Source organism: Cupriavidus sp. SW-Y-13, assembly GCF_009793345.1.
In the GTDB taxonomy this organism is placed as follows: Bacteria; Pseudomonadota; Gammaproteobacteria; order Burkholderiales; family Burkholderiaceae; genus Cupriavidus.
In genome coordinates this window covers 439,882-461,893 of the sequence record NZ_WHLX01000001.1, presented here as the reverse complement: position 1 = coordinate 461,893, position 22,012 = coordinate 439,882, and the positions used below count along the sequence as shown (strand labels likewise).

Sequence of the window (22,012 nt, the reverse complement as noted above, 5' to 3'; positions counted from 1 at the left end):
CGGATTAGTTGCGCACTGGCTTGCCGGTCTGCAGCATGCCCATGACGCGCTCCTGCGTCTTGCCCGTGCCCAGCAGGTCGATGAAGGCCTTGCGTTCCAGCGCCAGCAGCCACTCTTCGCTCACCAGCGAGCCCGCCTCCACATCACCGCCGCACACCACTTCCGCGATGCGCGAGGCGATCGTGAAATCGTGCGCCGAGATGAAGTTGCCATCGCGCATGTTCACCAGCGATGCCTTGATCGTGGCGATGCCCGAACGGCCCGCCACCGGAATCAACTGGCCCGGCAGCGGCGCACGATAACCGGCGTTAGCCATTGCGCGCACTTCGCTCTGTGCCACGTACAGCAGTTCGTGCACGTTGTAGACGATGGTGTCCGTGGGCTGCACGTAGCCGATCTTCTGCGCGTCCAGCGCCGAGGTCGAGACCTTGGCCATCGCCGCCGCCTGGAAGCGGTTGGTCAGGAAGTTCAGGTAGTTCGTGCTGCCAGCTGCCTGCGCAGCCTTGGCCGCGGCAATCGCGGCTTCCTTGAGGCCACCACCGGCCGGCACCAGACCCACGCCCACTTCCACGAGGCCGATATAGCTTTCCAGCGCCACCACGCGCTTGGCCGAATGCAGCATCAGTTCGCAGCCGCCGCCGAGCGCGATGCCCGACACCGCCGGAATCACCGGCACTGCCGCGTACTTCACGCGCATCAGCGTGTCCTGGAATTTCTTCACGAACGGTTCGATGCCCTTGGCACCGCCCATCATGAATTGCGGCATGGCCGATTCCAGATTGGCACCGGCCGAGAACGGACCACCGGGTGCGCCGAGCTGCAGCGACGTGGGCTGCCACACGACCAGACCCTTGTATTCGGCTTCGGCCAGTTCCACGGCGCGCACGAGCGAGTCGAGCACATCCGGGCCAATCGTGTTCATCTTGCTCTTGAACGAGATGATCAGCACATCGTCGGCACCATCGCTGGTCCAGATACGCGCACCGTCGTTCTCTTCGATCGTCTTGCCCGACTTGCGCGGATCCGCGGCGTCCGTGCCCTTGAGCGCGGCACGGAACACCTGGCGCTCGTACACGGGCAGCGCGGCGCGCTTGACGAAGATGCTCGTCGCCGGCGACCACGAACCTTGCGCACCGTGCACACCGCCGTTGTCGGCGACGGCACCATCGAATACCCATGCGGGCAGCGGCACGTTAGCGAGTGCCTTGCCGGCTTCGATATCTTCCTTGACCCACTGCGCCACCTGCTTCCAGCCGGCAGCCTGCCAGTCTTCGAACGGACCCGAGTTCCAGCCGAAGCCCCAGCGAATCGCCAAGTCCACATCGGCGGCCGAACCGGCGATCTGTTCGAGGTAGACGGCGATGTACTGGAACACATCGCGGAACACGCTCCACAGGAACTGCGCCTGCGGATTGGTGGATTCGCGAAGCAGCTTGATGCGCTCGGCCGGTTCCTTCTTGAGCATGCGCACGACGATCTCGTCGGCCTTCTTGCCCGATTCCACATACTGGCCGGTCTTGGCGTCGAGCACCTTGATGGCCTTGCCTTCCTTCTTGTAGAAACCCGCGCCAGTCTTCTGGCCCAGCGCGCCCGCATCGACCAGCCCCTTCAGCACGGCCGGCGTCTTGTACACGGAGGCAAACGGATCGCCGCCCAGGCCATCCTGCATCGTCTTGATGACGTGCGCCATCGTGTCCAGGCCCACCACGTCGGCGGTGCGGAACGTGGCGGACTTGGCACGGCCCAGCTTGGTGCCGGTCAGGTCATCGACGATATCGAACGGAATGCCGAATTTTTCGGCTTCGGCAAACACGGCCAGGATCGAGAAGATCCCCACGCGGTTGGCGATGAAGTTGGGCGTGTCCTTGGCACGCACCACACCCTTGCCGAGCGTGGTGGTCAGGAACGATTCCAGGCGGTCCAGGATCGCGGGCTGCGTCGTCGCAGTCGGGATCAGTTCCACCAGATGCATGTAGCGCGGCGGGTTGAAGAAGTGCACACCGCAGAAGCGCGACTTCAGCTCCGCATCGAAGCCATCGGACAGCGACGTGATCGACAAACCCGACGTATTGGTCGCGAAGATCGCGTGCGGTGCCAGATGCGGCGCTACCTTCTTGTAGAGGTCGTGCTTCCAGTCCATGCGCTCGGCGATCGCTTCGATCACCACATCGCATTCCTTGAGCAGTTCGACGTCGTCTTCGTAGTTGGCCGCGCGGATCAGACCCGCTTCGTCCTTGATGCCGAGCGGTGCCGGCGACAGCTTCTTGAGATTCTCGATGGCGCGAAGGGCAATGCCACTCTTCGGGCCTTCCTTCGCGGGCAGGTCGAACAGCACCACGGGCACGCGGGCGTTGACGAGGTGGGCCGCAATCTGTGCACCCATGACGCCGGCGCCGAGTACGGCAACCTTTTTGACGATGAAATTGGACATGCGCGCTCCTTGGGTATCGTGAGCGTTTTGAGGAGAGAGTCGCGTTATTCCCCTCTCCCGCCTTGCGGGAGAGGGGAGCAAACCGTCAGGAGAAGAAACGTCTTAGAACAAATCCGCGTCCAGCGCCATCAGCGTGGCCGAACCGGCGCGGGCCTTGCGGATTTCGCCGGCGGTTTCGGGCAGCAGCTTGGCAAAGTAGAAGCGTGCCGTGGCCAGCTTGGTCACGTAGAACTTGTCGCCGCTGTCCTGCTTTTCCAGCGCGATCTTGGCCATGCGGGCCCAGAAGTAGGCAAAGACCAGGTGACCCACCACGCGCAGGTACGGCACGGCTGCGGCGCCCACTTCGTCAGGGTTGCCCATGGCCTTCATGCCGATTTCCATGGTCAGCTTCTGCACCTTGTCGCCGATGTCGGCCAGCGGATTCACAAACTCCTGCATGGCTTCATTCGTGCCTTCCTCTTCCACGAACTGCTGCACGATCTTGCCGAAGATCTTCATCTTGGCGCCCATGTCGCCCAGGATCTTGCGGCCCAGCAGATCCAGTGCCTGGATCGTGTTGGTGCCCTCGTAGATCATGTTGATGCGGGCATCACGCACGTACTGCTCCATGCCCCATTCGGAGATGTAGCCGTGGCCGCCGAAAATCTGCATGCCTTCGTTGGTCGACGTGAATGCGTTGTCGGTCAGGAATGCCTTGATGACCGGGGTCAGCAGCGCCACGAGGTCGCCGGCTTCCTTGCGCACGGCGGCATCGGGGTGCGACAGTTCGCGGTCGATCTGCAGCGCGGTCCAGTAGCTGAACGCGCGGCCACCTTCGGCATACGCCTTCTGCGTCAGCAGCATGCGACGCACGTCCGGGTGGACGATGATCGGGTCAGCGGCCTTGTCCGGCGCCTTCGGGCCGGTCAGCGCGCGCATCTGCAGGCGGTCCTTCGCGTAGGCCAGCGAGTTCTGGTAGGCCACTTCGGTCAGGCCCAGACCCTGCGCACCCACGCCCAGACGAGCGGCGTTCATCATCACGAACATCGCGTTCAGGCCCTTGTTGGCCTCGCCCACCAGCCAGCCACGTGCGCCGTCCAGGTTCATCACGCAGGTGGCGTTGCCGTGGATGCCCATCTTGTGTTCGATCGAGCCGCACTTGATACCGTTGCGCTCGCCCGGATTGCCGCTGGCATCGGGGATGAACTTCGGCACGACGAACAGCGAGATGCCCTTGGTGCCTTGCGGCGCGTCCGGCAGACGGGCCAGCACCAGGTGAATGATGTTCTCGGCCAGGTCGTGTTCGCCTGCCGAGATGAAGATCTTGGTGCCCGAGATGGCGTACGAGCCATCGGCCTGCGGCTCGGCCTTCGAGCGCAACATGCCGAGGTCCGTGCCGCAATGCGGTTCGGTCAGGCACATCGTGCCCGTCCACACACCGGATACCAGCTTGGTCAGGTAGGTCTGCTTGAGTTCCGGCGTGCCGTGCGCATGCAGCGCTTCATACGCGCCGTGCGAGAGACCCGGGTACATCGTCCACGCCTGGCCTGCCGAGTTCAGCATCTCGTACAGCGCGTTGTTGATGATGATGGGCAGGCCCTGGCCGCCGTATTCCGGATCGCAGGCCAGTGCGGGCCAGCCGGCTTCCACGTACTGCTGGTAGGCTTCCTTGAAGCCCTTGGGCGCGCGCACCACGCCATCGCCCACGTACGTGCAACCTTCGCGGTCGCCCGGCTGGTTCAGCGGGAACACCACGTCGGCGCAGAACTTGCCGGCTTCCTCGATGACCTGGTTGATGGTGTCCGCGTCGATGTCCGCGTGTTGCGGCATCGCCTTGAGTTCGGCTTCGGCGCCGAGCATTTCGTGGAGCACGAACTGCATGTCGCGCAACGGTGCGGTGTACTGGCCCATCAAAGACTCCTTGGAGGTTTTCAATGCCGCCACACGCGCATGCCGCACGCCCCTTGAAGAGGCGGTTGCGACCGTTGCCCGGGGGCGGCTCAGGTTCGGTAGGACTGAATCAGTTTATTGAGCGCGACCATGGCAAGCTCGGCACTGTCCGGCAGGCGCAGGAAACGAGCGTCGTGATGCAAGCCTAGTTCAAGGCTGTACATCTCGAACAGCATCAGTCGCGGATCGCAATCCGCGCGCAGGTGCCCCTCTTCCCTTGCCTGGTCGATCGCACGCATCAGCGCGGCCCGCCAGATCGTGACGCTCTTGACGAGCTCGTCACGTACCGGGCTTTCCGCGCGATCGTCGTACTCGACCGCCCCGCTGATGTAGATGCAACCCGTGGTCACTTCCTGGATGCGCTTTTCCATCCAGCGACGCACCATCGACCACAGGCGAGGCAAACCACGCGGCTCCAGCAGCGAGGGATAGAACACCTCCTGCTCGAACCGGCGGTGATACTCGCGCACCACTTCCACCTGCAGGTCTTCGCGCGAACCAAAATGCGCGAACACGCCGCTCTTGCTCATCTGCATGCGTTCCGCGAGCAGGCCGATGGTCAGCCCTTCCAGCCCGTCGCGGGACGACAGTTCCAGTGCGGCATCGAGAATCGCCACGCGCGTCATCTCGCCCTTGCGCAAGGGCGCGGGCGCGGCGGCGGATTCAAGACGAACTGACTGGTGTCGCATGGTTATCTCTCCGTTCTCGACAACACCCACCTGGGTGCTGCCTTTTTCAGCCCAACTCTGCCTGAGGCAGGCATCACGACAGCGTCGAGCCATCGCAATTGCACGAAGTCTAAGCCAAAAAAGAACGGTCGTTCAGATTATTCTGGCGGGGCCGACTGGCATCAAGCTTTTAATTAGATCGGGGTTTCTAAACGCCCGGCATCGCGCGCTTAATTTGCGGCGCAATGCAGCAATTGCTGAAAACCCCGTGGATTCAGGGCCGGCACGCCGACGTTTTCTTCGCGGTGTGCGGCAGGGCAGCATGTTACCGCGATGCCTTCAATAACGCCCCGTGACCCCGGCAATCACGACGCCCAGACGCAACACGTAGTAGGCCGCCCAATTGGCAAATCGCCGCACACGCGGCAGCCTGGCGTGTACCTCGGGCACCACACGCGCACTGCGTTGCGCCATGGCCCGCTCCAGCCGCTCGCGCAGTTCGTTCGCAAACCCCGCGTCATAAACGGCCACGTTGGCCTCGCGCGCCAGCAGCAGGCTGAAGGGGTCCATGTTGCTGGATCCGACCGTCGCCCAGATATCGTCCACCACGGCCACCTTGGCGTGCAGGAAACTCTCTTCGTACTCGTAGATTTCCACACCGGCTTCCAGCAGCGTGGCGTAGAGCGCGTGCGTGGCGTAGTGCTGCAGCTTGTACTCGACCATGCCCTGCAACAGCAGCCGCACGCGCACACCGCGCTTGCGGCAGGCCAGGAGCGCACGGCGCATCTTGTGGCCGGGCAGGAAATACGCGTTGGCCAGAATCACGTCATGGCGTGCGGCACCCAGCGCATAGAGGTATTCGCGCTCGATGGTGCGTCGGTTGCGCAGGTTGTCGCGCATCAGCAGCGATGCCGCCACCCCATCCGGCTGGATATCGCCGCGCGCGTGCCGAGCCGCGCGGGCCAGTGTCTCGACCTCGGAAAACGCGCTAGCGGTCTCGCGCAGCCCCCTGCGCTGTGCGATGCGGAACCAGAGCCGCGCCGCCGCCAGTGCGATCTGCGACACCAGCGGGCCGCGCACGCGCACTGCAAAGTCGAAGCGTGGCCCCAGGTCCGGGAGATGGATCGGGCCGTGGTTGTGATCGTCGATGACGTTGATGCCGCCGACGAAGGCCATCTTGCCGTCGATGATGGCCAGCTTGCGATGCAGCCGGCGCAGATGCCGCCGCGCCAGTTTGAAACCGCGCAGCGGTCCGTACACTTCCAGCTTCACGCCGCCGTCGCGCAAGCGCTGAACGAGCGCGACGGGCATGTCTCCGGCGCCGAAGCCATCGACGATCAACCGCGTATCCACGCCTCGCTGCGCCGCCGCAACCAGCGCGTCGGTCACCCGGGCACCGATGTCGTCATCGGCATAGATATAGGTTTCGATCACGACGTGGACCTGCGCGGCTTCGATGGCCTCGATCAGTGCGGGGAAGAAGTCTGTCCCGTTGCAGAGCAGGTCCACCCGGTTGCCCGGTACGGGGCTGCCGCGCCGCCGCATCCAGTGCATGAGCCGGGCCTTGGCCCGGGCGCCAGCGGCGCCGATCTCGTGAACGGATGTGGGAATGCCTGCCGGCGATGGGGCATGCGGCCCTGGCGCGTCCGGAATTTCGGACGGGGGCGTCTTCGGCGAATCGGATTCGGCGCGATCGTAGATCCGTGACATGGCTCGATTATCGACCAACGGGCGGCTCCTGCACATGGCCCGTGCCAACTCTGCTATTGTCAGTGCATTTTGACGCCCAAAAGAGAACGCATTGTGAAGGTATTCGGTATCACGGGTTCATCGGGCAGCGGCAAGACCACGCTGCTGGACCAGCTGATTCCCCGTTTCGTGGCGGATGGCCTGCGCGTGGCGGGCATCAAGCATACGCACCATGGTTTCGATCCCGACACGCCGGGCAAGGATTCGTGGCGCATGCGCCAGGGCGGTTGCGAGAACGTGGTACTGGTAGGCGCGCGGCACCTGACGTTGATGCGGCACTACCCCGAAGACAAACCCTCGCCAGAGATTGGCGAGGCGCTGGCCGTGCTCCCGCCAGACACCGATCTCGTCGTGGTCGAAGGCTACAAGTGGAGCGATTTCCCCAAGCTCGAAATCTATCGGCCCGCCAACGGCAAGGCGCCCCTGTGGACCGAAGTGCCCGGCGTGGTGGCCGTTGCCACCGATGTGCAAGCCGAGGTCGAAACACAGACCACGCTACCCGTGATCGACCTGAGCGACGTGGACGCGATCTATCACTGGATTCGCGACTACCTGGCGTCGCACTAAGCTCGCACCAGGCTCGCACTGACGGGGCGCTACGCCTCGGGTATCGCCATGCGATGGGCCAGTTCCGCCATCAACGGCACATGGTCCGAGCGCTCCGCCCATTCGCGGCCGGTCAGCGCCTGCGTTCGCTCGATCGCAAACCCGCGCACGTAGATGCGGTCGAGTTGCCACCACGGCATATGGCTCGGGAACGTGTGGATGCGTCCGTTCTTGGCGTGCGCGGACTCCACGGCATTGAGCGTATCGCAGATCTTGGCGTCGAGCCGGTGATTCCAGTCGTTGAAGTCGCCCGCGATCACCAGCGGCGCGGTGTCCGGCACCACGGCACGCACGCGCTCGACCAATGCACTGGCCTGCCTTACGCGGCTACGCGCGAACAGTCCGAAATGGACGCAGATCAGGTGCGCCTCCACCCCGTTGATATCCGCCACCGCATGCAGTAGCCCGCGCTGCTCGAAGCGATGGTCCGAGATATCGAGGTTCTCCGACATCAGGATCGGATGGCGCGACAGGATCGCATTGCCATGATGGCCGTGCTCATACACTGCGTTGCGTCCATAGACCGAGTGCGGGTAGGCATCCGTGGCAAGGTAGTTGAGCTGGGTGTGGTCGGGATCGAATAGTTCGGCTGCAATCAACCGGTCATTGCGGTCCTGCACTTCCTGCAGGAAGACGATGTCGGCGTCCATGGCCTGCAGCCCAGTGCGCACGCTCTGGATGCGTGGCTTGCCGGAGAAGCCCTTCACGCCCTTGTGGATGTTGTAGGTGACGACGCGCAGCTTCATCGCGCCACCCCGCCGTCCAGCATGCGGTCAAGCTTGCCGGCCTGCGTGCGCCACGCCAGTTGCCGCACCGCCTCTGCATTGCTGCTCGAAAAACAGCGCTCGGCAGCGGTTTGCCAGGGCAGCCACTCATACCGGGTATGTTCGCGCGGCGCCAGTGTTACCGGCACCGGTGCCGGCACGCACAAGCCAAACCAGTGCTCGGTATTGCGCACAATGCCGGGGGCGTAGCGATGGCGCCACTGCGGATAGATTTCGTAGTCGATCGTGTGGTGCCAGTCGGTCAGTTCGAAGCTCGCGGCCACGATGCCGGTTTCCTCGGCCACCTCGCGAGCGGCCGTGACAGCCAGCGGTTCGTCGTCGGCATCAAGGCTGCCCGTGACCGATTGCCAGAAACCAGGCCGGTCGGCACGCTCGATCAACAGGACTTGCAGGTCTGGCGTATGAATGACGACCAGTACCGATTCGGGAATCTTGTAGCGCATGGGGCGGCGGAAGAGACAGACCCCAAGCATAGCGCAGCGGCGCTGGGTTGGTGTGTAGGCGCCTGTCCGATTACTGTCTAGTTACCGCGATGTGGAATGGCGACGCCTCAGGCCGCAGTCTGTTCGCCCGGCTGGCGCGGCGACAGATAGTGGGTATCAGACGCCGCAGGCGGTTGACGCGGCACTTCGCTCTCGGTGCCCGCCCCCTCATGCAGCCAGGTATCAAAGACCTGGGGTGAATCGCCATGGCCCCATGCCGCCCGCAGTTGCTGCATCAGCGGTGCCAGCGTCCGGGTATAGCGCTGGGACGCCACGTGCGCATGCTGGGCCAGCGCATCCGTGCTTTCGCGCACCTGCGCGGCGAGTTCCGCACGTTCCTGGGCGATTTCCTTTTCGCGCACGCCAAGCTGGTTGTACTTCTGGATCAGGAAGCGCTGGTAGTCGCCCGCCTCCACACCCTGTGCGGCCTGGGCGTTGACCTGCTCGAACCGCATCACGATGCTGGCCGTTTCCTGTTCGACATGCGCGGCCTCGGCAATCCGCTCCTGCAATGCGTCCTGCAGACGCAGGGCTTCGCGGCGATGGGTCTGCAGACGCGTGGCTTCGTCGTCGAACGTGCGCTGTGCGCCCAGGTAAGCCTGCACCACGGGCTGCGGCGCCACCACCAGCAGCGGATCGGCACCGCCGGCGCGGCGTCCCGAAAGCAGTGCATCCTCAGGCAGGCGCAGGTTGCCGACATCTTCCAGCCACCGGCCGCGCGCCATCACCGTGGCAACGGTGTCCAGCGCCAGCTTGCGCAGTGCCTCGGCACGCTGTGCCTCCACCGGTTCGCCGTCCCGATCTGCATCGGCGGCCACGGCATGCGCCCCCTGCACGGCATGGGCGATGTCAGGCACACATGCGGCCACGGTGGTGGCCACCGATTCCGACATGGCCTGTGCGGACCTGCGCACCGCGCGGCGCAGTTCGAAGCGCGCCACCAACATTACCAGCAGGCCGGCCACGAGCCAGGTCAGAATGGTCTCGGCATGGGCCAGAAGAAAGGCCCGGATCAGTTCGGTATCGAGTTGCATTGGTCTTGTCCTCCCACGTCGCGGCTGGCCTTTCGGGTGGGCCGGCTTCGCGCGTATCCGGGGAGAAGACATTCACCGTCGCAGCTTCGTTCCTGCTGGTAACAAATGGAAACGCATCCTTGCGCGGAAAACAAAAAAGCCGCGCAGTAGCGCGGCTTTCCTGTCAGCGGATGAAACACAGGGCCGATACCCGATTCGCCTTAGGCCGTGGTCTTCGGCTCCTGCGCGCGCAGGCGGATATGCAGCTCGCGCAGTTGCTTCTCGTCGACCGAGCTCGGGGCCTGCGTCAGCAGATCCTGGGCGCGCTGCGTCTTCGGGAAGGCGATCACGTCGCGGATCGAATCGGCGCCAGCCATCATCGTCACGATACGGTCCAGGCCGAAGGCCAGGCCACCGTGCGGCGGCGCGCCATATTGCAGCGCGTCGAGCAGGTAGCCAAACTTGGCGCGGGCTTCCTCGGCACCGATCTTCAGTGCGCGGAACACCTTGCTCTGCACGTCTTCACGGTAGATACGGACCGAACCGCCGCCCATTTCCCAACCGTTCAGCACCATGTCGTAAGCCTTGGCGATGCACTTGCCCGGATCGGTTTCCAGGTATTGCATGTGCTCGTCCTTCGGGCTTGTGAACGGGTGGTGCATCGCCACCCAGCGTGCGTCTTCCTCGTCGTACTCGAACATCGGGAAATCGATCACCCACAGCGGCTTCCAGGTGTCCTCGAACAGGCCCGTGCTCTTGCCGAATTCCGAATGGCCGATCTTCAGGCGCAGCGCGCCGATGGCGTCGTTCACCACCTTGGCCTTGTCTGCGCCAAAGAAGATGATGTCGCCGTCCTGGGCGCCGGTGCGCTTCAGGATTTCGGCAATCGCCGCATCGTGCAGGTTCTTCACGATCGGCGATTGCAGGCCGTCGCGGCCCTTGGCCACTTCGTTCACCTTGATCCACGCCAGGCCCTTGGCGCCATAGATCGCCACGAACTGCGTGTAGGCATCGATTTCACCGCGCGAGATGGCGTGGCCACCCGGCACGCGCAGACCCACCACGCGACCGTTATCGCTGTTGGCCGGACCCGAGAACACCTTGAAGTCGACGTCCTTCATCACTTCGGTCAGCTCGGTGAATTCCAGCTTCACGCGCAGGTCCGGCTTGTCCGAACCGAAGCGGGCCATGGCTTCGCGGAACTCCATCACCGGGAACTTGGAAACCAGGTCCACGTCGATGGTGTTCTTGAACACCGTGCGCATCATATCCTCGAACAGGTCGCGAATCTCCTGCTCGGTCAGGAACGACGTTTCGCAGTCGATCTGCGTGAATTCAGGCTGGCGGTCGGCGCGCAGGTCTTCGTCGCGGAAGCACTTGGTGATCTGGTAGTAGCGGTCGAAGCCCGAGACCATCAGCATCTGCTTGAAGATCTGCGGCGACTGCGGCAGCGCGAAGAAGTGGCCCGGGTTCACGCGCGACGGCACCAGGTAGTCACGGGCGCCTTCCGGCGTGCTCTTGCCGAGCATCGGCGTTTCGATATCGATGAAGCCCTGGGCGTCCAGGTACTTGCGCACTTCCATCGCCACCTTGTAGCGCAGGCGCAGGTTGTATTGCATCTGCGGACGGCGCAGATCCAGCACGCGGTGCGTGAGGCGCGTCGTCTCCGACAGGTTGTCGTCGTCCAGCTGGAACGGCGGCGTGACCGACGGGTTCAGCACCGACAGCTCATGGCACAGCACTTCGATCTTGCCCGAGGTCAGGTTGCTGTTCTCGGTGCCGGCCGGACGCGGACGCACCTTGCCCACCACGCGGATGCAGAACTCGTTGCGGATCTCTTCGGCGGCCTTGAACATTTCCGGACGGTCCGGATCGCACACCACCTGCACCAGGCCCTCGCGATCGCGCAGGTCGACGAAGATCACGCCACCGTGATCGCGGCGGCGCTGCACCCAGCCGGTCAGGGCCACTTCCTGGCCGATCAGTTGTTCGGTCACCAGACCGCAGTAGTGAGTACGCATGGAGGACATAGGAGGAATTCCCTGTAAAGCGCGGCCGCAAGGCGCGGGCCGCGCGCAATCAATTGGTTTGCGTGTCGGCGACTTCGTCGCGGGCCAGTTCGGCGTGTCCCTCGCGGGTATCGTCGTTCGGCTTGCGGGGCAGGTCCGTCGGGGCCACCACGCCCATCGACACGATGTACTTGAGGGCCGCGTCGACCGTCATGTCGAGCTCGATCGTATCGGCCTTCGGCATCATCAGGAAGAAGCCCGAGGTCGGGTTCGGCGTCGTCGGGACATAGACGCTGACGTACTCGCCCTGGAGGTGATTCTGCACATCGCCGCCCGGCCGGCCCGTCAGGAACGCGATGGTCCACGACCCCTCGCGCGGATACTGCACCAGCAACGCCTTGCGGAATGCATTGCCCGACGAGGACAGCAGCGTGTCAGATACCTGCTTCACGCTGGTGTAGATCGGACCCACCACCGGGATATGGCCCAGCAGCGCTTCCCACCAGCGCACCAGCCGCTGGCCGATGAAGTTGTGGGTCAGCACCCCGACCAGCAGGATGAACAGCAGCGTGAGGATCGCGCCCAGACCGGGAATGCGGCGCCCGAACAGGTTCTCGGGCTGCCATGCCACGGGCAGCAGCGCCATGCTCTGGTCCATCGTGCCGATGATCAGGTTGAGCACCCACAGCGTGATGCCCAGCGGCACGAGGACGAGCAGGCCGGTCAGGAACCAGGTCTTGACGGCGGAAGTTTTCTTGGCGACCACGTCGTGCCCGCGCTTATTGGCTGGCCGACGAGCCAGCGGCGGGCGCAGCCGCTGCCGGGGTCGAAGCCGATGCGTCGGAAGTGGCCGCCGGCGCAGCCGCTGCGGCCGCGCTGTCGCCCGACTTGGCCGGTGCGCTGGTGCCGCCGCTGCCGCCGCGGAAGTCCGTGACGTACCAGCCCGAGCCCTTGAGCTGGAAGCCGGCTGCGGTCAGTTGCTTCTTGTAGGTGCCGGTGGCACCGCAGGATGGGCAGTCCGTGAGCGGGGCATCGCTCATTTTCTGCAGCACATCGCGCCCTTGGCCGCAGGCGTCGCAACGGTAGGCATAGATCGGCATGGTTATTTCGTGAAAATCGGAACGTAAAGCGGGTAGATGGCACCGTCGCCGGAAACCACAAGGGCGACCATCATGTCGACGGGCATACAGATGTGCCGGACGCGTGACGATGCAAAGCCTCGGATTATAAACCGTCGTCAACCCGTATACCGGCAGGAATTGCGGTCATTCGGAGCCCCATTCGTCACGAACGGGCCAATTTCTCCAAATGTTACGCGATATGCACTTCTTGCGTAGGAGGCCGGTCACTGATCAGTTGTGGCAGCAGCGATCCGAACACCATGCCGCCAATCGAGAACAGCAGCCCCACCATTTGCGGCGGCACTGCAGCATCGGCATAGCCCACCTCGCAGATCAGCCAGGAGGACAGGCCCAGGACGATGGCCAGCAATCCGCCCTGGCGTGTTGCCGGCTTCCAGAACAGGCCAAAGGCCAGCGGCACGAACGACGACACCAGCGTCACCTTGTAGGCGTTCTCGACCATATGGAAGATCGACAGGTGCGAATTCAGCGCGAACAGCGTGACCAGCACCGTGAAGACCAGCACCACTGCCTGCATCACGCGCAGGAACTGCTTGTCGGTCAGATGGCGAAAGTACGGGCGCAGGATGTTCTCGGCAAACGTCACCGACGGCGCCAGCAGCGTGGCCGACGCGCAGCTCTTGATGGCCGAAAGCAGTGCGCCGAAGAACATCACCTGCGCGAACATCGGCGCGTGCGTCAGGATCAGTTGCGGCAGGATCAGTTGCGAATCCGTGTCGATGTATTTCTGCACCATCTGCGGATCGATCATCGTGGCCGAGTACGCCAGGAACATCGGGATGAATGCGAAGAAGAAGTAGAGCACGCCGCCCAGCACCGAGGCGCGGCCCGCGATCTGTTCGGTCTTCGAAGATGTCACGCGCTGGAACACGTCCTGCTGCGGAATCGACCCGAGCATCATCGTGAACAGCGCCGCCGCGAACCCGATGATCTGCACCAGGTCCAGCGATGGCCAGAATTCGAACTTGCCCGCCGCCGCCGCATGCGAGACCACGGCCGAGACGCCACCCGCCTGGCCGCCCACCTCGTACCCGATATAGACCAGGCCGATCACGATGATGATCATCTGGATGAAGTCGGTAATCGCCACCGACCACATGCCGCCGAACAGCGTATAGACCAGCACGCTGGCCGCGCCGATCATCATGCCGGCGTCCTGTGACAGCGCACCATCGGACACGGTGTAGAACACCAGTCCCAGCGCCTTGATCTGCGCCGCCACCCAGCCCAGGTACGACACCACGATGCAAAGCGTGGTCAGCACCTCGGCCAGCCGGCCATAACGGTTGTGATAGTAGTCGCCGATGGTGAGCAGGTTCATCCGGTACAGCGGCCGGGCGAAGAACAAACCCACGAGGATCAGGCAGAGGGAGGAGCCGAAGGGGTCGGACACCACGCCCGACAGGCCCTCCTTGAGGAACACGGCCGGGATGCCGAGCACGGTTTCGGAGCCGAACCATGTGGCAAAGACTGTCGCGGTGACGATATGGAATGGCAGGCTGCGGCCCGCCACGGCAAAGTCTGCGGTGCCCTTGACGCGCAGCGCCGCCCACAGGCCGATACCGACCGAAATGACCCAATAAGCGATGACGAACCAGATCAGCATGCCGCTGCCCTATCCCAAAATGCCAGAAATGCCCTGGTGGCGAGAAACCGAATGCCGGCGAGCGCTGCATCGTGGCAACGCCCTGCCGGTGTCCAATTCATCGGTCGGGGCCGCGGGCGCCCGGCGGGGGGCATGAGCGGTCGTAGCCGAATCAAAACGCGGATTATAGCGATGGAGACTGGCGGGGTCGAAAAAAAATCCCGCCACCCGGAGAAATGCCCGTATTGGGGCACTTCGTGTTGTTTTGCTGACGTTGGCGGATAGTCCGCCGGACGCTGTGCCGCTTACCAGTACCCTGCCCAGGCCATCGCCTGGACGATCACGATGCCAGCAAGGAAGCCGCCCATCAGCATCAGCGCCGTAGACAGGCGCCGGTTGGTACGGCGCTGTTCGTGGACCAACTGCGCCAGCAGCCGCTCCTGATCGCCGTTGTGGACCATGGCACGGCGCTCCAGGAACTGGTGCGCCAGGCGCGGAAAGTCAGGCAGCATCTTGGCCCATTGCGGCGCCTCGACCTTGACGCGTTCCCAGGCGCCCTGCCAGCCAACCTGCTCGTACATCCACTTCTCCAGGAAGGGCTTGGCCGTCTTCCAGAGGTCGAGGTCCGGATCGAGCTGGCGCCCGAGCCCTTCAATATTGAGCAGCGTCTTCTGCAGCAGCACCAGTTGTGGCTGAATCTCCACATTGAAGCGTCGCGACGTCTGGAAGAGTCGCATCAGCACCATGCCCAGCGAAATCTCGCGGAGCGGCTTGTCGAAGTACGGCTCGCAGCAGGCTCGGACGGCGGACTCCAGTTCCTCGACACGCGTCGAGGCCGGCACCCAGCCCGACTCCACGTGCAATAGCGCCACGCGGTGGTAGTCCCGTCGGAAGAAGGCGATGAAGTTCTGCGCCAGATAGTTCTTGTCGAATTCAGACAGCGCCCCGACGATGCCGAAGTCCAGCGCGATATACCGCCCAAAGGTCTCCGGCTGGACCGACACCAGGATGTTGCCCGGGTGCATGTCCGCATGGAAGAACCCGTCGCGGAACACCTGCGTGAAGAAGATTTCCACGCCCTCCTCGGCCAGCTTGTGCATGTCAACGCCAGCCGCCTTGAGCGATTCGGTGCGCGAGATCGGGATGCCATGCATCCGCTCCATCGTGAACACCGAACTCGTACACCAGTCCCAGAACACCTCGGGCACGCACAGCAGTTCGCTGTCGGCAAAGTTGCGGCGCAACTGGCTGGCGTTGGCTGCCTCGATCATCAAGTCGAGTTCGTCATGCAGGTACTTGTCGAACTCGGCGACCACCTCGCGCGGCTTGAGGCGCCGGCCGTCCACCCAGACTCGCTCCAGCCACGTGGCCATGTCGGCCATCAGCGCCAGATCGCTGTCGATCACCGGCAGCATGCCGGGCCGCAGCACCTTCACCGCCACCTCGCGGCCATGGTTCGGGCCGCCGCGCAGCGTGGCGAAGTGCACCTGCGCAATCGACGCGCTGGCCACCGGCTGGTGCTCGAAGTTGTCGAACAGATCGTCCACCCGCCTGCCGAGCGATTTCTCGATGATGCGCACGGCCAGTGCCGAGTCGAACGGCGGCACCTGGTCCTGGAGCATGGCCAGTTCGTCGGCAATATCCGGCGGCATCAGGTCGCGTCGCGTGGATAGCACCTGCCCGAACTTGACGAAGATCGGGCCCAGGGTGGTCAGCGCCAGCCGCAGCCGGACACCGCGCGGCTGTTCGAGCTTGCGCCCAATGGTGATCACGCGCACCAGGAACTTGATCCGGCGGCTCTTGAAGCCCGACAGCACGAGTTCGTCGAGCCCGTAATACAGGATGACAAAAATAATCTTGCAGAGACGCAGCAGGCGGGTCATGCGAAATCTTCAGGGTGTGCGCCGCTCTGGGCGGCGACGGGAGGCAACATGGCGGAAAGCATCTGCCAGGATCAGCGGTGGGCCGAAGGCAGCGGGGCTGGGGCTCCTCCATCGGCCGACCGCTCGAGGCGGTCCAGCTTCTTTTCGAGGCGTGCCAGGTCGTCGCGCAGGCGCGCCACATCAGTACTGAAACCGTCGAGCGCGGCATGGCGGACCAGCGTTGGCTGCTCGTCGAGCAGGTATTCGGTCACGTTATCGAGCAGCGCCCGACCCACGCGCGTGGCCCCCTCATGCACTTGCCGCGCGCCATCGACCATGCGCTGCGCCACGCTGTCACTGACCGGGCCGCCCATCACGCCCCGCAATGCGCGCGACAGGTCTTCGGCCGCATCCCAACGGAGGTTACGCGCCAACGTGGACACGGCATTGGCAAACTCTGCGTCACCCTCGATCCGCACGTGGCGCATGGCAGCGGCTTGACCGCCCTCGGCCACATCGGCCACCACGAGCGGCCATTGCTGCAGCGGCACCAGCAGCGTTACCGCCGGCGTCTCCGTGGCAGGCGCCTGCTCGATGCAGCCCTGCCCCGTCACGCGCAGCGACAAGGCGAACGCCGCGGCGTCAAAGACGATCACGCGGCCAGCGAACGGCGCCAGCAGGCTGCATGCCCAGGGTTCCTGTTCGATCAGGTGATTCAACGCGGCGACGATCGGTGCAGCCAGCGGGGTCGGCAAAGCGTTCATGGCGTCCGGGAGTTCGGGCTTGGCCCAACAAAAAAGGCCCACGCGTACGTGGGCCTCCATTCTAAGCTACTCGCCCGCCGCTTCATGTCATCGTCGCGGCCAGGAGCGTGTCAGCGATCAGGACTCCTGCTGGATACCAGCCAGTTGCCAGCCGCCGGTGCCGGAAGTCGCCTTCGCCAGATTCCAGACCTCGCCAAACGGCTGGGCGGCCTCGTCGGCCTTCTCGCGGATCATGCCGGAGAAGCGCACGCTCGCGATGTACTGGGTGGCGGTGGTCTCGATACCCAGCAGTTGGGCGTCGAGCGTGACCACATCGGTCTTGTTGACTTCGCCGGCCGGACGTTCGGCCAGATCCATCTTTAGTTCGGCAAACATTTCCGGCGTCGAGAACTCGCGGATATCGTCGAGATTGCCCGCGTCCCAGGCAGCCTGCAGGCGCACATAGTGAACCTTGGCATTGCGCACGAAGGACTCGACATCGAAGTCCGCCGGCACGCCCCACGGTTGCTGCACTGCCGCAGCACCCGCGACACCCGCCGCTGCACCACCCATCACCGGATTGGCAGCCGCACCGCCGAAACTCGGCGAGGCATCCTGCTGACGCAGCGTCGGTTCTGCCTCACGGTTCATGCCGCCGAACGGGTTGTTGCTACCGTTGCTGGCGTTGCCCATGCCGGCGAAGGCCGGTTGCTGTCCCGAAGTCTTCGAGCCACGGAACTTGCGGAACAGCCAGACGGCGACCAGTGCGATCAGGCCGAACAGGATGATGTTGCTCAGGATGCTGGCCGCTGCGCCACCGAGACCGAAGTGCGACAGCAGGTAGCCGATACCCAGGCCCGCCGCGAGGCCGCCGAGCATGCCGCCCCAGTTACGCTTCGGTGCCGCAGCTGCTGCACCACCCGCCGCACCCGCTGCTGCCGGTGCCGCCGCGTTCTGGGCCGGCTGGCCCGGAGCGGTGTTCTGCTGCGGAGGCGTGGCCTGGCGTTGCTGCGTCACGTTCGACGATTGCTTGCCGACGCTGCGCGAACCGCCCATGCGCTTGGCTTCGGCATCCATTGCCGCCCCGAACGCCACCGTCGCAATCAGCGCGAGGGCGAGGAATTTTCCACGAAAAGAAGTCATATGCAGTGATCCCCTGTCATTTCCGGCCTTTTTTATCCGGATATGGCGAATTAGTACTTTCTACCGACGTGGAGCGCCACGACTCCGGCCGTCAGATTGAAGTATTCGACCTTTTCGAGGCCCACTTGTTCCATCAAGCGTACAAGTGAACCCTGGTCTGGATGCATTCTGATCGATTCCGCGAGATAGCGATAGCTAGGGGCATCCCCGGCCACGCGTTCGCCCAGCCATGGAAGCACCTTGAACGAGTAAACATCGTAGGCTTTTTCGAGCGGCTTCCAGACCTTGGAGAACTCCAGCACCATGACCTTGCCACCCGGCTTGGTCACCCGGCGCATCTCGGCGAGGGCTTTATCCTTGTGCGTCATGTTGCGCAGGCCGAACGCCACCGTCACCAGATCGAAATAGTTGTCCGGGAACGGAATCTTCTCGGCATCGCACAGCGCCACCGGCGTGACCACTCCCTTGTCCAGCAGACGGTCGCGGCCTACGCGGAGCATCGACTCGTTGATGTCGGTCAGCCAGACTTCGCCGGTTGGGCCGGCGCGCTTGGCGAACGCCTTGGCCAGGTCGCCCGTGCCGCCGGCGATATCCAGCACCTTCTGGCCGGGCCGCACATTGGCCTGGGCGATGGTGAACACCTTCCAGAGCCGGTGCATGCCACCGGACATCAGGTCGTTCATCACGTCGTACTTGCTTGCCACCGAATGGAAAACGCCGGCTACCTTGCCGGCCTTTTCCCGTTCGTCGACTTTCTCGAACCCGAAGTGGGTTTCGCTCATTCTCTGACTCCAGGTACTGAATTCAATGATGGTGGCCGCAACCGTGACCACCCGGGCCGGCCATCGGCGTATCGCGATTGGCGCCGGCGGCTTCGAGCCGCTTCAGGTAGTCCGCCCAGAGTGCGTCCTGATCGTCGCCCAGCCGGTACAGCAGGTCCCACGTATAGATGCCGGTGTCGTGGCCGTCATCGAAACGGATCAGGATCGCGTAGTTGCCCACCGGCTCCACCGCCGCGATACCGACGCCGCGCTTGCCGGTCTGCAGCGTTTCCTGCCCGGGTCCGTGGCCCTTGACCTCGGCGGAAGGCGAGTACACGCGCAGCAGTTCGAAAGGCAGCCGCCAGGTGCGGCCATTGTCGAAACCGACTTCAAGCACGCGCGACTGCGTGTGAACGGTCAGCGCGGTGGGGTGCGGGGTGTCTTTGTCCAGGCCAGCCATGTTAGGGGCGCGACGTCGCCGTCACGCATCTTGTATGACCCGATAGCTTACTCCACCGCCCTCGCCTTGCCCATCCGCCCCCACCGGTACGTATTTCAGGCGCCGGCCGTGGAACGCCGCCACGGTGCTGCGGTGGGCGATGCTGACGATGGTCGCGTCCGGGAGGGAATCGACCATCAACTGGTACATCGCCGCTTCGGTTTCCTCGTCGAGCGCGCTGGTGGCCTCGTCCAGGAACAGGAAATCGGGCTTCTGGAGCAATGCCCGCGCAAAGGCCAGCCGCTGTTGCTCGCCCGGCGACAGCCGCAGCGACCAGTTGGTAGACACATCCAGATGCGGAACCAGCATGCCGAGCCGTGCCTGCTGCAAGACTTCGATGAGCGCCTCGCGCGTATGCGCCGTGCCGACGTCGGGATACGACAGCGCGTCGGCCAGCGTGCCCATCGGCAGGTAGCTGCGCTGCGGCAGGAACAGCGACCGCGCGCGCGGCATGGCGATGCGCCCGCTGCCATACGGCCAGATTCCGGCCAGGGCGCGGAACAGCACGCTCTTGCCGCATCCCGACGGACCGTTCACCAGCCAGCGTTCGCCGGGGCCGATTGACAGCGAGAACGGCGCCACGAGGGGTCGCAGGCCGGGATGACCCAGCGGATCGATCCCCACGTCGTCGGCATCCAGGCCACTGCGCACCGGCAGGGCGAGCGCCAGGTCCGAGATCGCGATATGCCGATCCGTCGCGCTGGCCGACTCCACCACCTCGATGTCGCCGGGGCCCTCGTGGGTCAGGTCCTCGCGCTCGGCCAGGCGAATGGCTTCCTGAAAATCGATCAGACGGTTCGCGGCGGCTTTCCAGCCCACCAGCGTGGAGTAGCTGTCGACGAACCACGACAACGCGCCCTGCACCTGGCCGAACGCCGAGTTGATCTGCATGAGTCCGCCCAGCGTGAGCTTGCCCGAGAAGTAGCGCGGCGCGGCCACGAGGAACGGGAAGATGATCGCGAACTGGCCATAGCCCGAACTCACGAACGTGAGCCGCCGCGTGTAGCGCATCAGTTGGCTCCAGTTGGCGCGAATCCGTTCGAAGCGTCCGCGCAGCCCGGCCTGCTCGGTGGGTTCGCCCCGGTATAGCGCCACCGGCTCGCTGTTTTCGCGCAAGCGCACAAGCATGAAACGGAAATTTGCCTCGTACTGTTCCTGCTGGAACGACAGCCCGATCAGCGGCCGCCCGACGAAGTGAATGATGATGGAGCCGACGATCGCATAGCCAATGGCGAACCACACCATGTAGCCGGGAATCGTCACGTCTACGCCGCCCAGCACGAAACTGATCGGACCGGACACGACCCACAGGATGCCAATGAACGAGACCAGCGTGACCACCGAGTTCAGCAGCCCCATCGACAACGTCAGCGCACCGTCGGTGAACTGGCGGAGATCGTCGGCCAGCCGTTGGTCGGGGTTGTCGGTGGAGTGGGTCTGCTCGATGCGGTAGTACGCCTGATGCCCGAGCCAGCGCTGCATGAATTTTCCAGTCATCCACGTCCGCCAGCGCATCTGCAGCATCAACTGGTAATACTGCCGGAAGATCGCGAGGACGATGAAGGCCGCGGCGATCCACGAAAACCGCAGCAGCAGCGCCTTGAACGAGACGTAGTCGTGCTGCTCGATAGCGTTGTAGAACACGCGGTTCCACTCGTTGAGCAGCACGTTGATGTAGACGATGCCGAGGTTGAGCGCCACCACCAGCAGCAGGAGTCCGAGCCCGGCCTTGCGGTCCTCGGATTTCCAGTATGGCTTGATCAGTGCCCAGGTGGCCGCCAGCCGAAGCTGGCTTTGCGCCTTGAGTGCCTGGATCGGGACAGCCGGACCGGGCACGGTGACAGACGACGGGGTGGACGGGGTGGATGACATGGCGCCAGCGGGTTGGCCTGCCGGGGCCGCAGCCAGGCAGGCATGTTGTTGTTCGACCGGAGTCAGACGTCCCGCCGCGCGGGAGGGTTCCGTACCAGACGGTTACGGCACTTTACCAAGCTGTGGAAAACCGTGCGGCGACGAAATCCGTCGGCGCTTCTCAGTCCGCACGCTCCAGCGCAGACAGCGCGGCGCGCAGGGTTGGCAGCCGGCTGGCAAGCTCGGCAATCCGCGCCGGCTCGGCATTGCGCTGCGGGGCGGCCCAGATGGCCTCGGGGAAATGCGTGTCCCAGCGATAGCGCGGGATGATGTGCCAGTGCAGGTGCGGCACCATGTTGCCAAACGCCGCCAGGTTGACCTTGTCTGGCGTCATCACTTCACGCACCACCCGCTCGATCCGCGCCACGAGCCGCATCAGCCAGGCCTGGTCGGCCTCGTCGAGATCGGTCAGTTCCGATGCATGGTCGTTCCAGACCACGCGGCAGAAACCCGGAAAGCGATCGTGCTCGACCAGGATCACGCGCGCGCGATCCCCCATCCAGACCAGTTCGCCGCCATCGGCTTCGCAAAGGGGGCAGTTGGGGTGTCGGTGCATAGAAGAAAGCGTTATCGGTGGATATGCGCTCCCCTCTCCCGCGTTAGTGGGAGAGGGGTGGGGGAGAGGGTTGGCAGTTCTGCTTGCCGACTTGTGGCAGTTTGCACCGCTTTACCCTCTCCCCCAACCCCTCTCCCG

Annotated in this window: 19 protein-coding genes; 1 reads left to right on the top strand and 18 read right to left on the bottom strand. The window is 64.1% G+C overall.

Translation table 11 applies throughout. The features are described from left to right. Nucleotides 1-4: 4 nt before the first annotated feature. From GA566_RS02120 to clsB, 4 genes are all read right to left on the bottom strand, one after another. Nucleotides 5-2,431: a 3-hydroxyacyl-CoA dehydrogenase/enoyl-CoA hydratase family protein gene (locus GA566_RS02120; protein ID WP_160471435.1), complete on the bottom strand. Its 2,427-nt coding sequence runs from the start codon at nt 2,429-2,431 to the stop codon at nt 5-7. A 102-nt stretch (nt 2,432-2,533) separates the two neighbouring features. After that, the gene (locus tag GA566_RS02115; RefSeq protein WP_160471433.1) at nt 2,534-4,321 is read right to left on the bottom strand and encodes an acyl-CoA dehydrogenase C-terminal domain-containing protein; all 1,788 of its coding nucleotides are present in this window, start codon (nt 4,319-4,321) and stop codon (nt 2,534-2,536) included. Between the two features lie 89 nt (nt 4,322-4,410). Further along, nucleotides 4,411-5,001: a TetR/AcrR family transcriptional regulator gene (locus GA566_RS02110; protein WP_130391262.1), complete on the bottom strand. Its 591-nt coding sequence runs from the start codon at nt 4,999-5,001 to the stop codon at nt 4,411-4,413. Nucleotides 5,002-5,367: 366 nt separating this feature from the next. Further along, entirely contained in the window at nt 5,368-6,738 is a 1,371-nt protein-coding gene (clsB, locus tag GA566_RS02105) for a cardiolipin synthase ClsB (RefSeq protein WP_160471431.1), read from the bottom strand. Nucleotides 6,739-6,831: 93 nt separating this feature from the next. Here clsB and mobB point away from each other — a divergent pair, with 93 nt between their 5' ends. Continuing rightward, nucleotides 6,832-7,344, top strand: coding sequence for a molybdopterin-guanine dinucleotide biosynthesis protein B (gene mobB / locus GA566_RS02100; RefSeq protein WP_160471430.1), 513 nt, complete (start codon nt 6,832-6,834; stop codon nt 7,342-7,344). Nucleotides 7,345-7,373: 29 nt separating this feature from the next. Here mobB and GA566_RS02095 read toward each other — a convergent pair whose 3' ends face one another. From GA566_RS02095 to GA566_RS02030, 14 genes are all read right to left on the bottom strand, one after another. After that, nucleotides 7,374-8,129, bottom strand: a complete 756-nt coding sequence (locus tag GA566_RS02095; protein WP_160471428.1) for an endonuclease/exonuclease/phosphatase family protein — start codon at nt 8,127-8,129, stop codon at nt 7,374-7,376. Continuing rightward, on the bottom strand, nt 8,126-8,611 hold the full coding sequence (gene nudB, locus GA566_RS02090) for a dihydroneopterin triphosphate diphosphatase (protein WP_160471427.1): 486 nt from the start codon (nt 8,609-8,611) through the stop codon (nt 8,126-8,128). Before nudB ends, GA566_RS02095 begins: the two co-directional genes overlap by 4 nt. A 107-nt stretch (nt 8,612-8,718) precedes the next feature. Then, a complete protein-coding gene (locus GA566_RS02085) occupies nt 8,719-9,684 on the bottom strand; it encodes a hypothetical protein (protein WP_160471425.1) in 966 nt (321 codons plus the stop codon). A 200-nt stretch (nt 9,685-9,884) separates the two neighbouring features. Continuing rightward, complete coding sequence (aspS, locus tag GA566_RS02080; protein ID WP_160471423.1) at nt 9,885-11,693, bottom strand: aspartate--tRNA ligase; 1,809 nt, start codon at nt 11,691-11,693, stop codon at nt 9,885-9,887. 49 nt (nt 11,694-11,742) lie between these two features. After that, the gene (locus GA566_RS02075) at nt 11,743-12,438 is read right to left on the bottom strand and encodes a DUF502 domain-containing protein (RefSeq protein ID WP_137924106.1); all 696 of its coding nucleotides are present in this window, start codon (nt 12,436-12,438) and stop codon (nt 11,743-11,745) included. A gap of 13 nt (nt 12,439-12,451) precedes the next feature. Continuing rightward, nucleotides 12,452-12,772, bottom strand: coding sequence for an FmdB family zinc ribbon protein (locus GA566_RS02070; protein WP_137924105.1), 321 nt, complete (start codon nt 12,770-12,772; stop codon nt 12,452-12,454). A 211-nt stretch (nt 12,773-12,983) separates the two neighbouring features. Next, nucleotides 12,984-14,420, bottom strand: a complete 1,437-nt coding sequence (locus tag GA566_RS02065; protein ID WP_137924104.1) for a sodium:solute symporter family protein — start codon at nt 14,418-14,420, stop codon at nt 12,984-12,986. Between the two features lie 284 nt (nt 14,421-14,704). Continuing rightward, nucleotides 14,705-16,282, bottom strand: a complete 1,578-nt coding sequence (gene ubiB / locus GA566_RS02060; protein ID WP_137924103.1) for a ubiquinone biosynthesis regulatory protein kinase UbiB — start codon at nt 16,280-16,282, stop codon at nt 14,705-14,707. A gap of 71 nt (nt 16,283-16,353) precedes the next feature. Then, nucleotides 16,354-17,025: an SCP2 domain-containing protein gene (locus GA566_RS02055; RefSeq protein WP_137924102.1), complete on the bottom strand. Its 672-nt coding sequence runs from the start codon at nt 17,023-17,025 to the stop codon at nt 16,354-16,356. Nucleotides 17,026-17,142: 117 nt separating this feature from the next. Next, entirely contained in the window at nt 17,143-18,147 is a 1,005-nt protein-coding gene (locus GA566_RS02050) for a Tim44 domain-containing protein (RefSeq protein WP_160471422.1), read from the bottom strand. A gap of 50 nt (nt 18,148-18,197) precedes the next feature. Beyond that, nucleotides 18,198-18,929: a bifunctional demethylmenaquinone methyltransferase/2-methoxy-6-polyprenyl-1,4-benzoquinol methylase UbiE gene (gene ubiE / locus GA566_RS02045; protein WP_137924100.1), complete on the bottom strand. Its 732-nt coding sequence runs from the start codon at nt 18,927-18,929 to the stop codon at nt 18,198-18,200. Nucleotides 18,930-18,951: 22 nt separating this feature from the next. Next, nucleotides 18,952-19,368: a gamma-butyrobetaine hydroxylase-like domain-containing protein gene (locus GA566_RS02040; protein ID WP_160471420.1), complete on the bottom strand. Its 417-nt coding sequence runs from the start codon at nt 19,366-19,368 to the stop codon at nt 18,952-18,954. Nucleotides 19,369-19,389: 21 nt separating this feature from the next. Beyond that, a complete protein-coding gene (locus GA566_RS02035; protein WP_160471419.1) occupies nt 19,390-21,279 on the bottom strand; it encodes an ABC transporter ATP-binding protein/permease in 1,890 nt (629 codons plus the stop codon). A gap of 160 nt (nt 21,280-21,439) precedes the next feature. Then, nucleotides 21,440-21,874, bottom strand: a complete 435-nt coding sequence (locus GA566_RS02030) for an HIT family protein (protein ID WP_160471417.1) — start codon at nt 21,872-21,874, stop codon at nt 21,440-21,442. Nucleotides 21,875-22,012: the final 138 nt, after the last annotated feature.

What these genes read in the sequence shown, in the direction of transcription:
- GA566_RS02040 (WP_160471420.1), bottom strand. Translation starts at nt 19,368, where the DNA reads ATGGCTGGCCTGGACAAAGACACCCCGCACCCCACCGCGCTGACCGTT.
- GA566_RS02050 (WP_160471422.1), bottom strand. Translation starts at nt 18,147, where the DNA reads ATGACTTCTTTTCGTGGAAAATTCCTCGCCCTCGCGCTGATTGCGACG.
- GA566_RS02030 (WP_160471417.1), bottom strand. Translation starts at nt 21,874, where the DNA reads ATGCACCGACACCCCAACTGCCCCCTTTGCGAAGCCGATGGCGGCGAA.
- GA566_RS02085 (WP_160471425.1), bottom strand. Translation starts at nt 9,684, where the DNA reads ATGCAACTCGATACCGAACTGATCCGGGCCTTTCTTCTGGCCCATGCC.
- nudB (WP_160471427.1), bottom strand. Translation starts at nt 8,611, where the DNA reads ATGCGCTACAAGATTCCCGAATCGGTACTGGTCGTCATTCATACGCCA.
- GA566_RS02120 (WP_160471435.1), bottom strand. Translation starts at nt 2,431, where the DNA reads ATGTCCAATTTCATCGTCAAAAAGGTTGCCGTACTCGGCGCCGGCGTC.
- GA566_RS02035 (WP_160471419.1), bottom strand. Translation starts at nt 21,279, where the DNA reads ATGTCATCCACCCCGTCCACCCCGTCGTCTGTCACCGTGCCCGGTCCG.
- GA566_RS02055 (WP_137924102.1), bottom strand. Translation starts at nt 17,025, where the DNA reads ATGAACGCTTTGCCGACCCCGCTGGCTGCACCGATCGTCGCCGCGTTG.
- GA566_RS02070 (WP_137924105.1), bottom strand. Translation starts at nt 12,772, where the DNA reads ATGCCGATCTATGCCTACCGTTGCGACGCCTGCGGCCAAGGGCGCGAT.
- clsB (WP_160471431.1), bottom strand. Translation starts at nt 6,738, where the DNA reads ATGTCACGGATCTACGATCGCGCCGAATCCGATTCGCCGAAGACGCCC.
- GA566_RS02115 (WP_160471433.1), bottom strand. Translation starts at nt 4,321, where the DNA reads ATGGGCCAGTACACCGCACCGTTGCGCGACATGCAGTTCGTGCTCCAC.
- ubiB (WP_137924103.1), bottom strand. Translation starts at nt 16,282, where the DNA reads ATGACCCGCCTGCTGCGTCTCTGCAAGATTATTTTTGTCATCCTGTAT.
- ubiE (WP_137924100.1), bottom strand. Translation starts at nt 18,929, where the DNA reads ATGAGCGAAACCCACTTCGGGTTCGAGAAAGTCGACGAACGGGAAAAG.
- aspS (WP_160471423.1), bottom strand. Translation starts at nt 11,693, where the DNA reads ATGTCCTCCATGCGTACTCACTACTGCGGTCTGGTGACCGAACAACTG.
- GA566_RS02065 (WP_137924104.1), bottom strand. Translation starts at nt 14,420, where the DNA reads ATGCTGATCTGGTTCGTCATCGCTTATTGGGTCATTTCGGTCGGTATC.
- GA566_RS02095 (WP_160471428.1), bottom strand. Translation starts at nt 8,129, where the DNA reads ATGAAGCTGCGCGTCGTCACCTACAACATCCACAAGGGCGTGAAGGGC.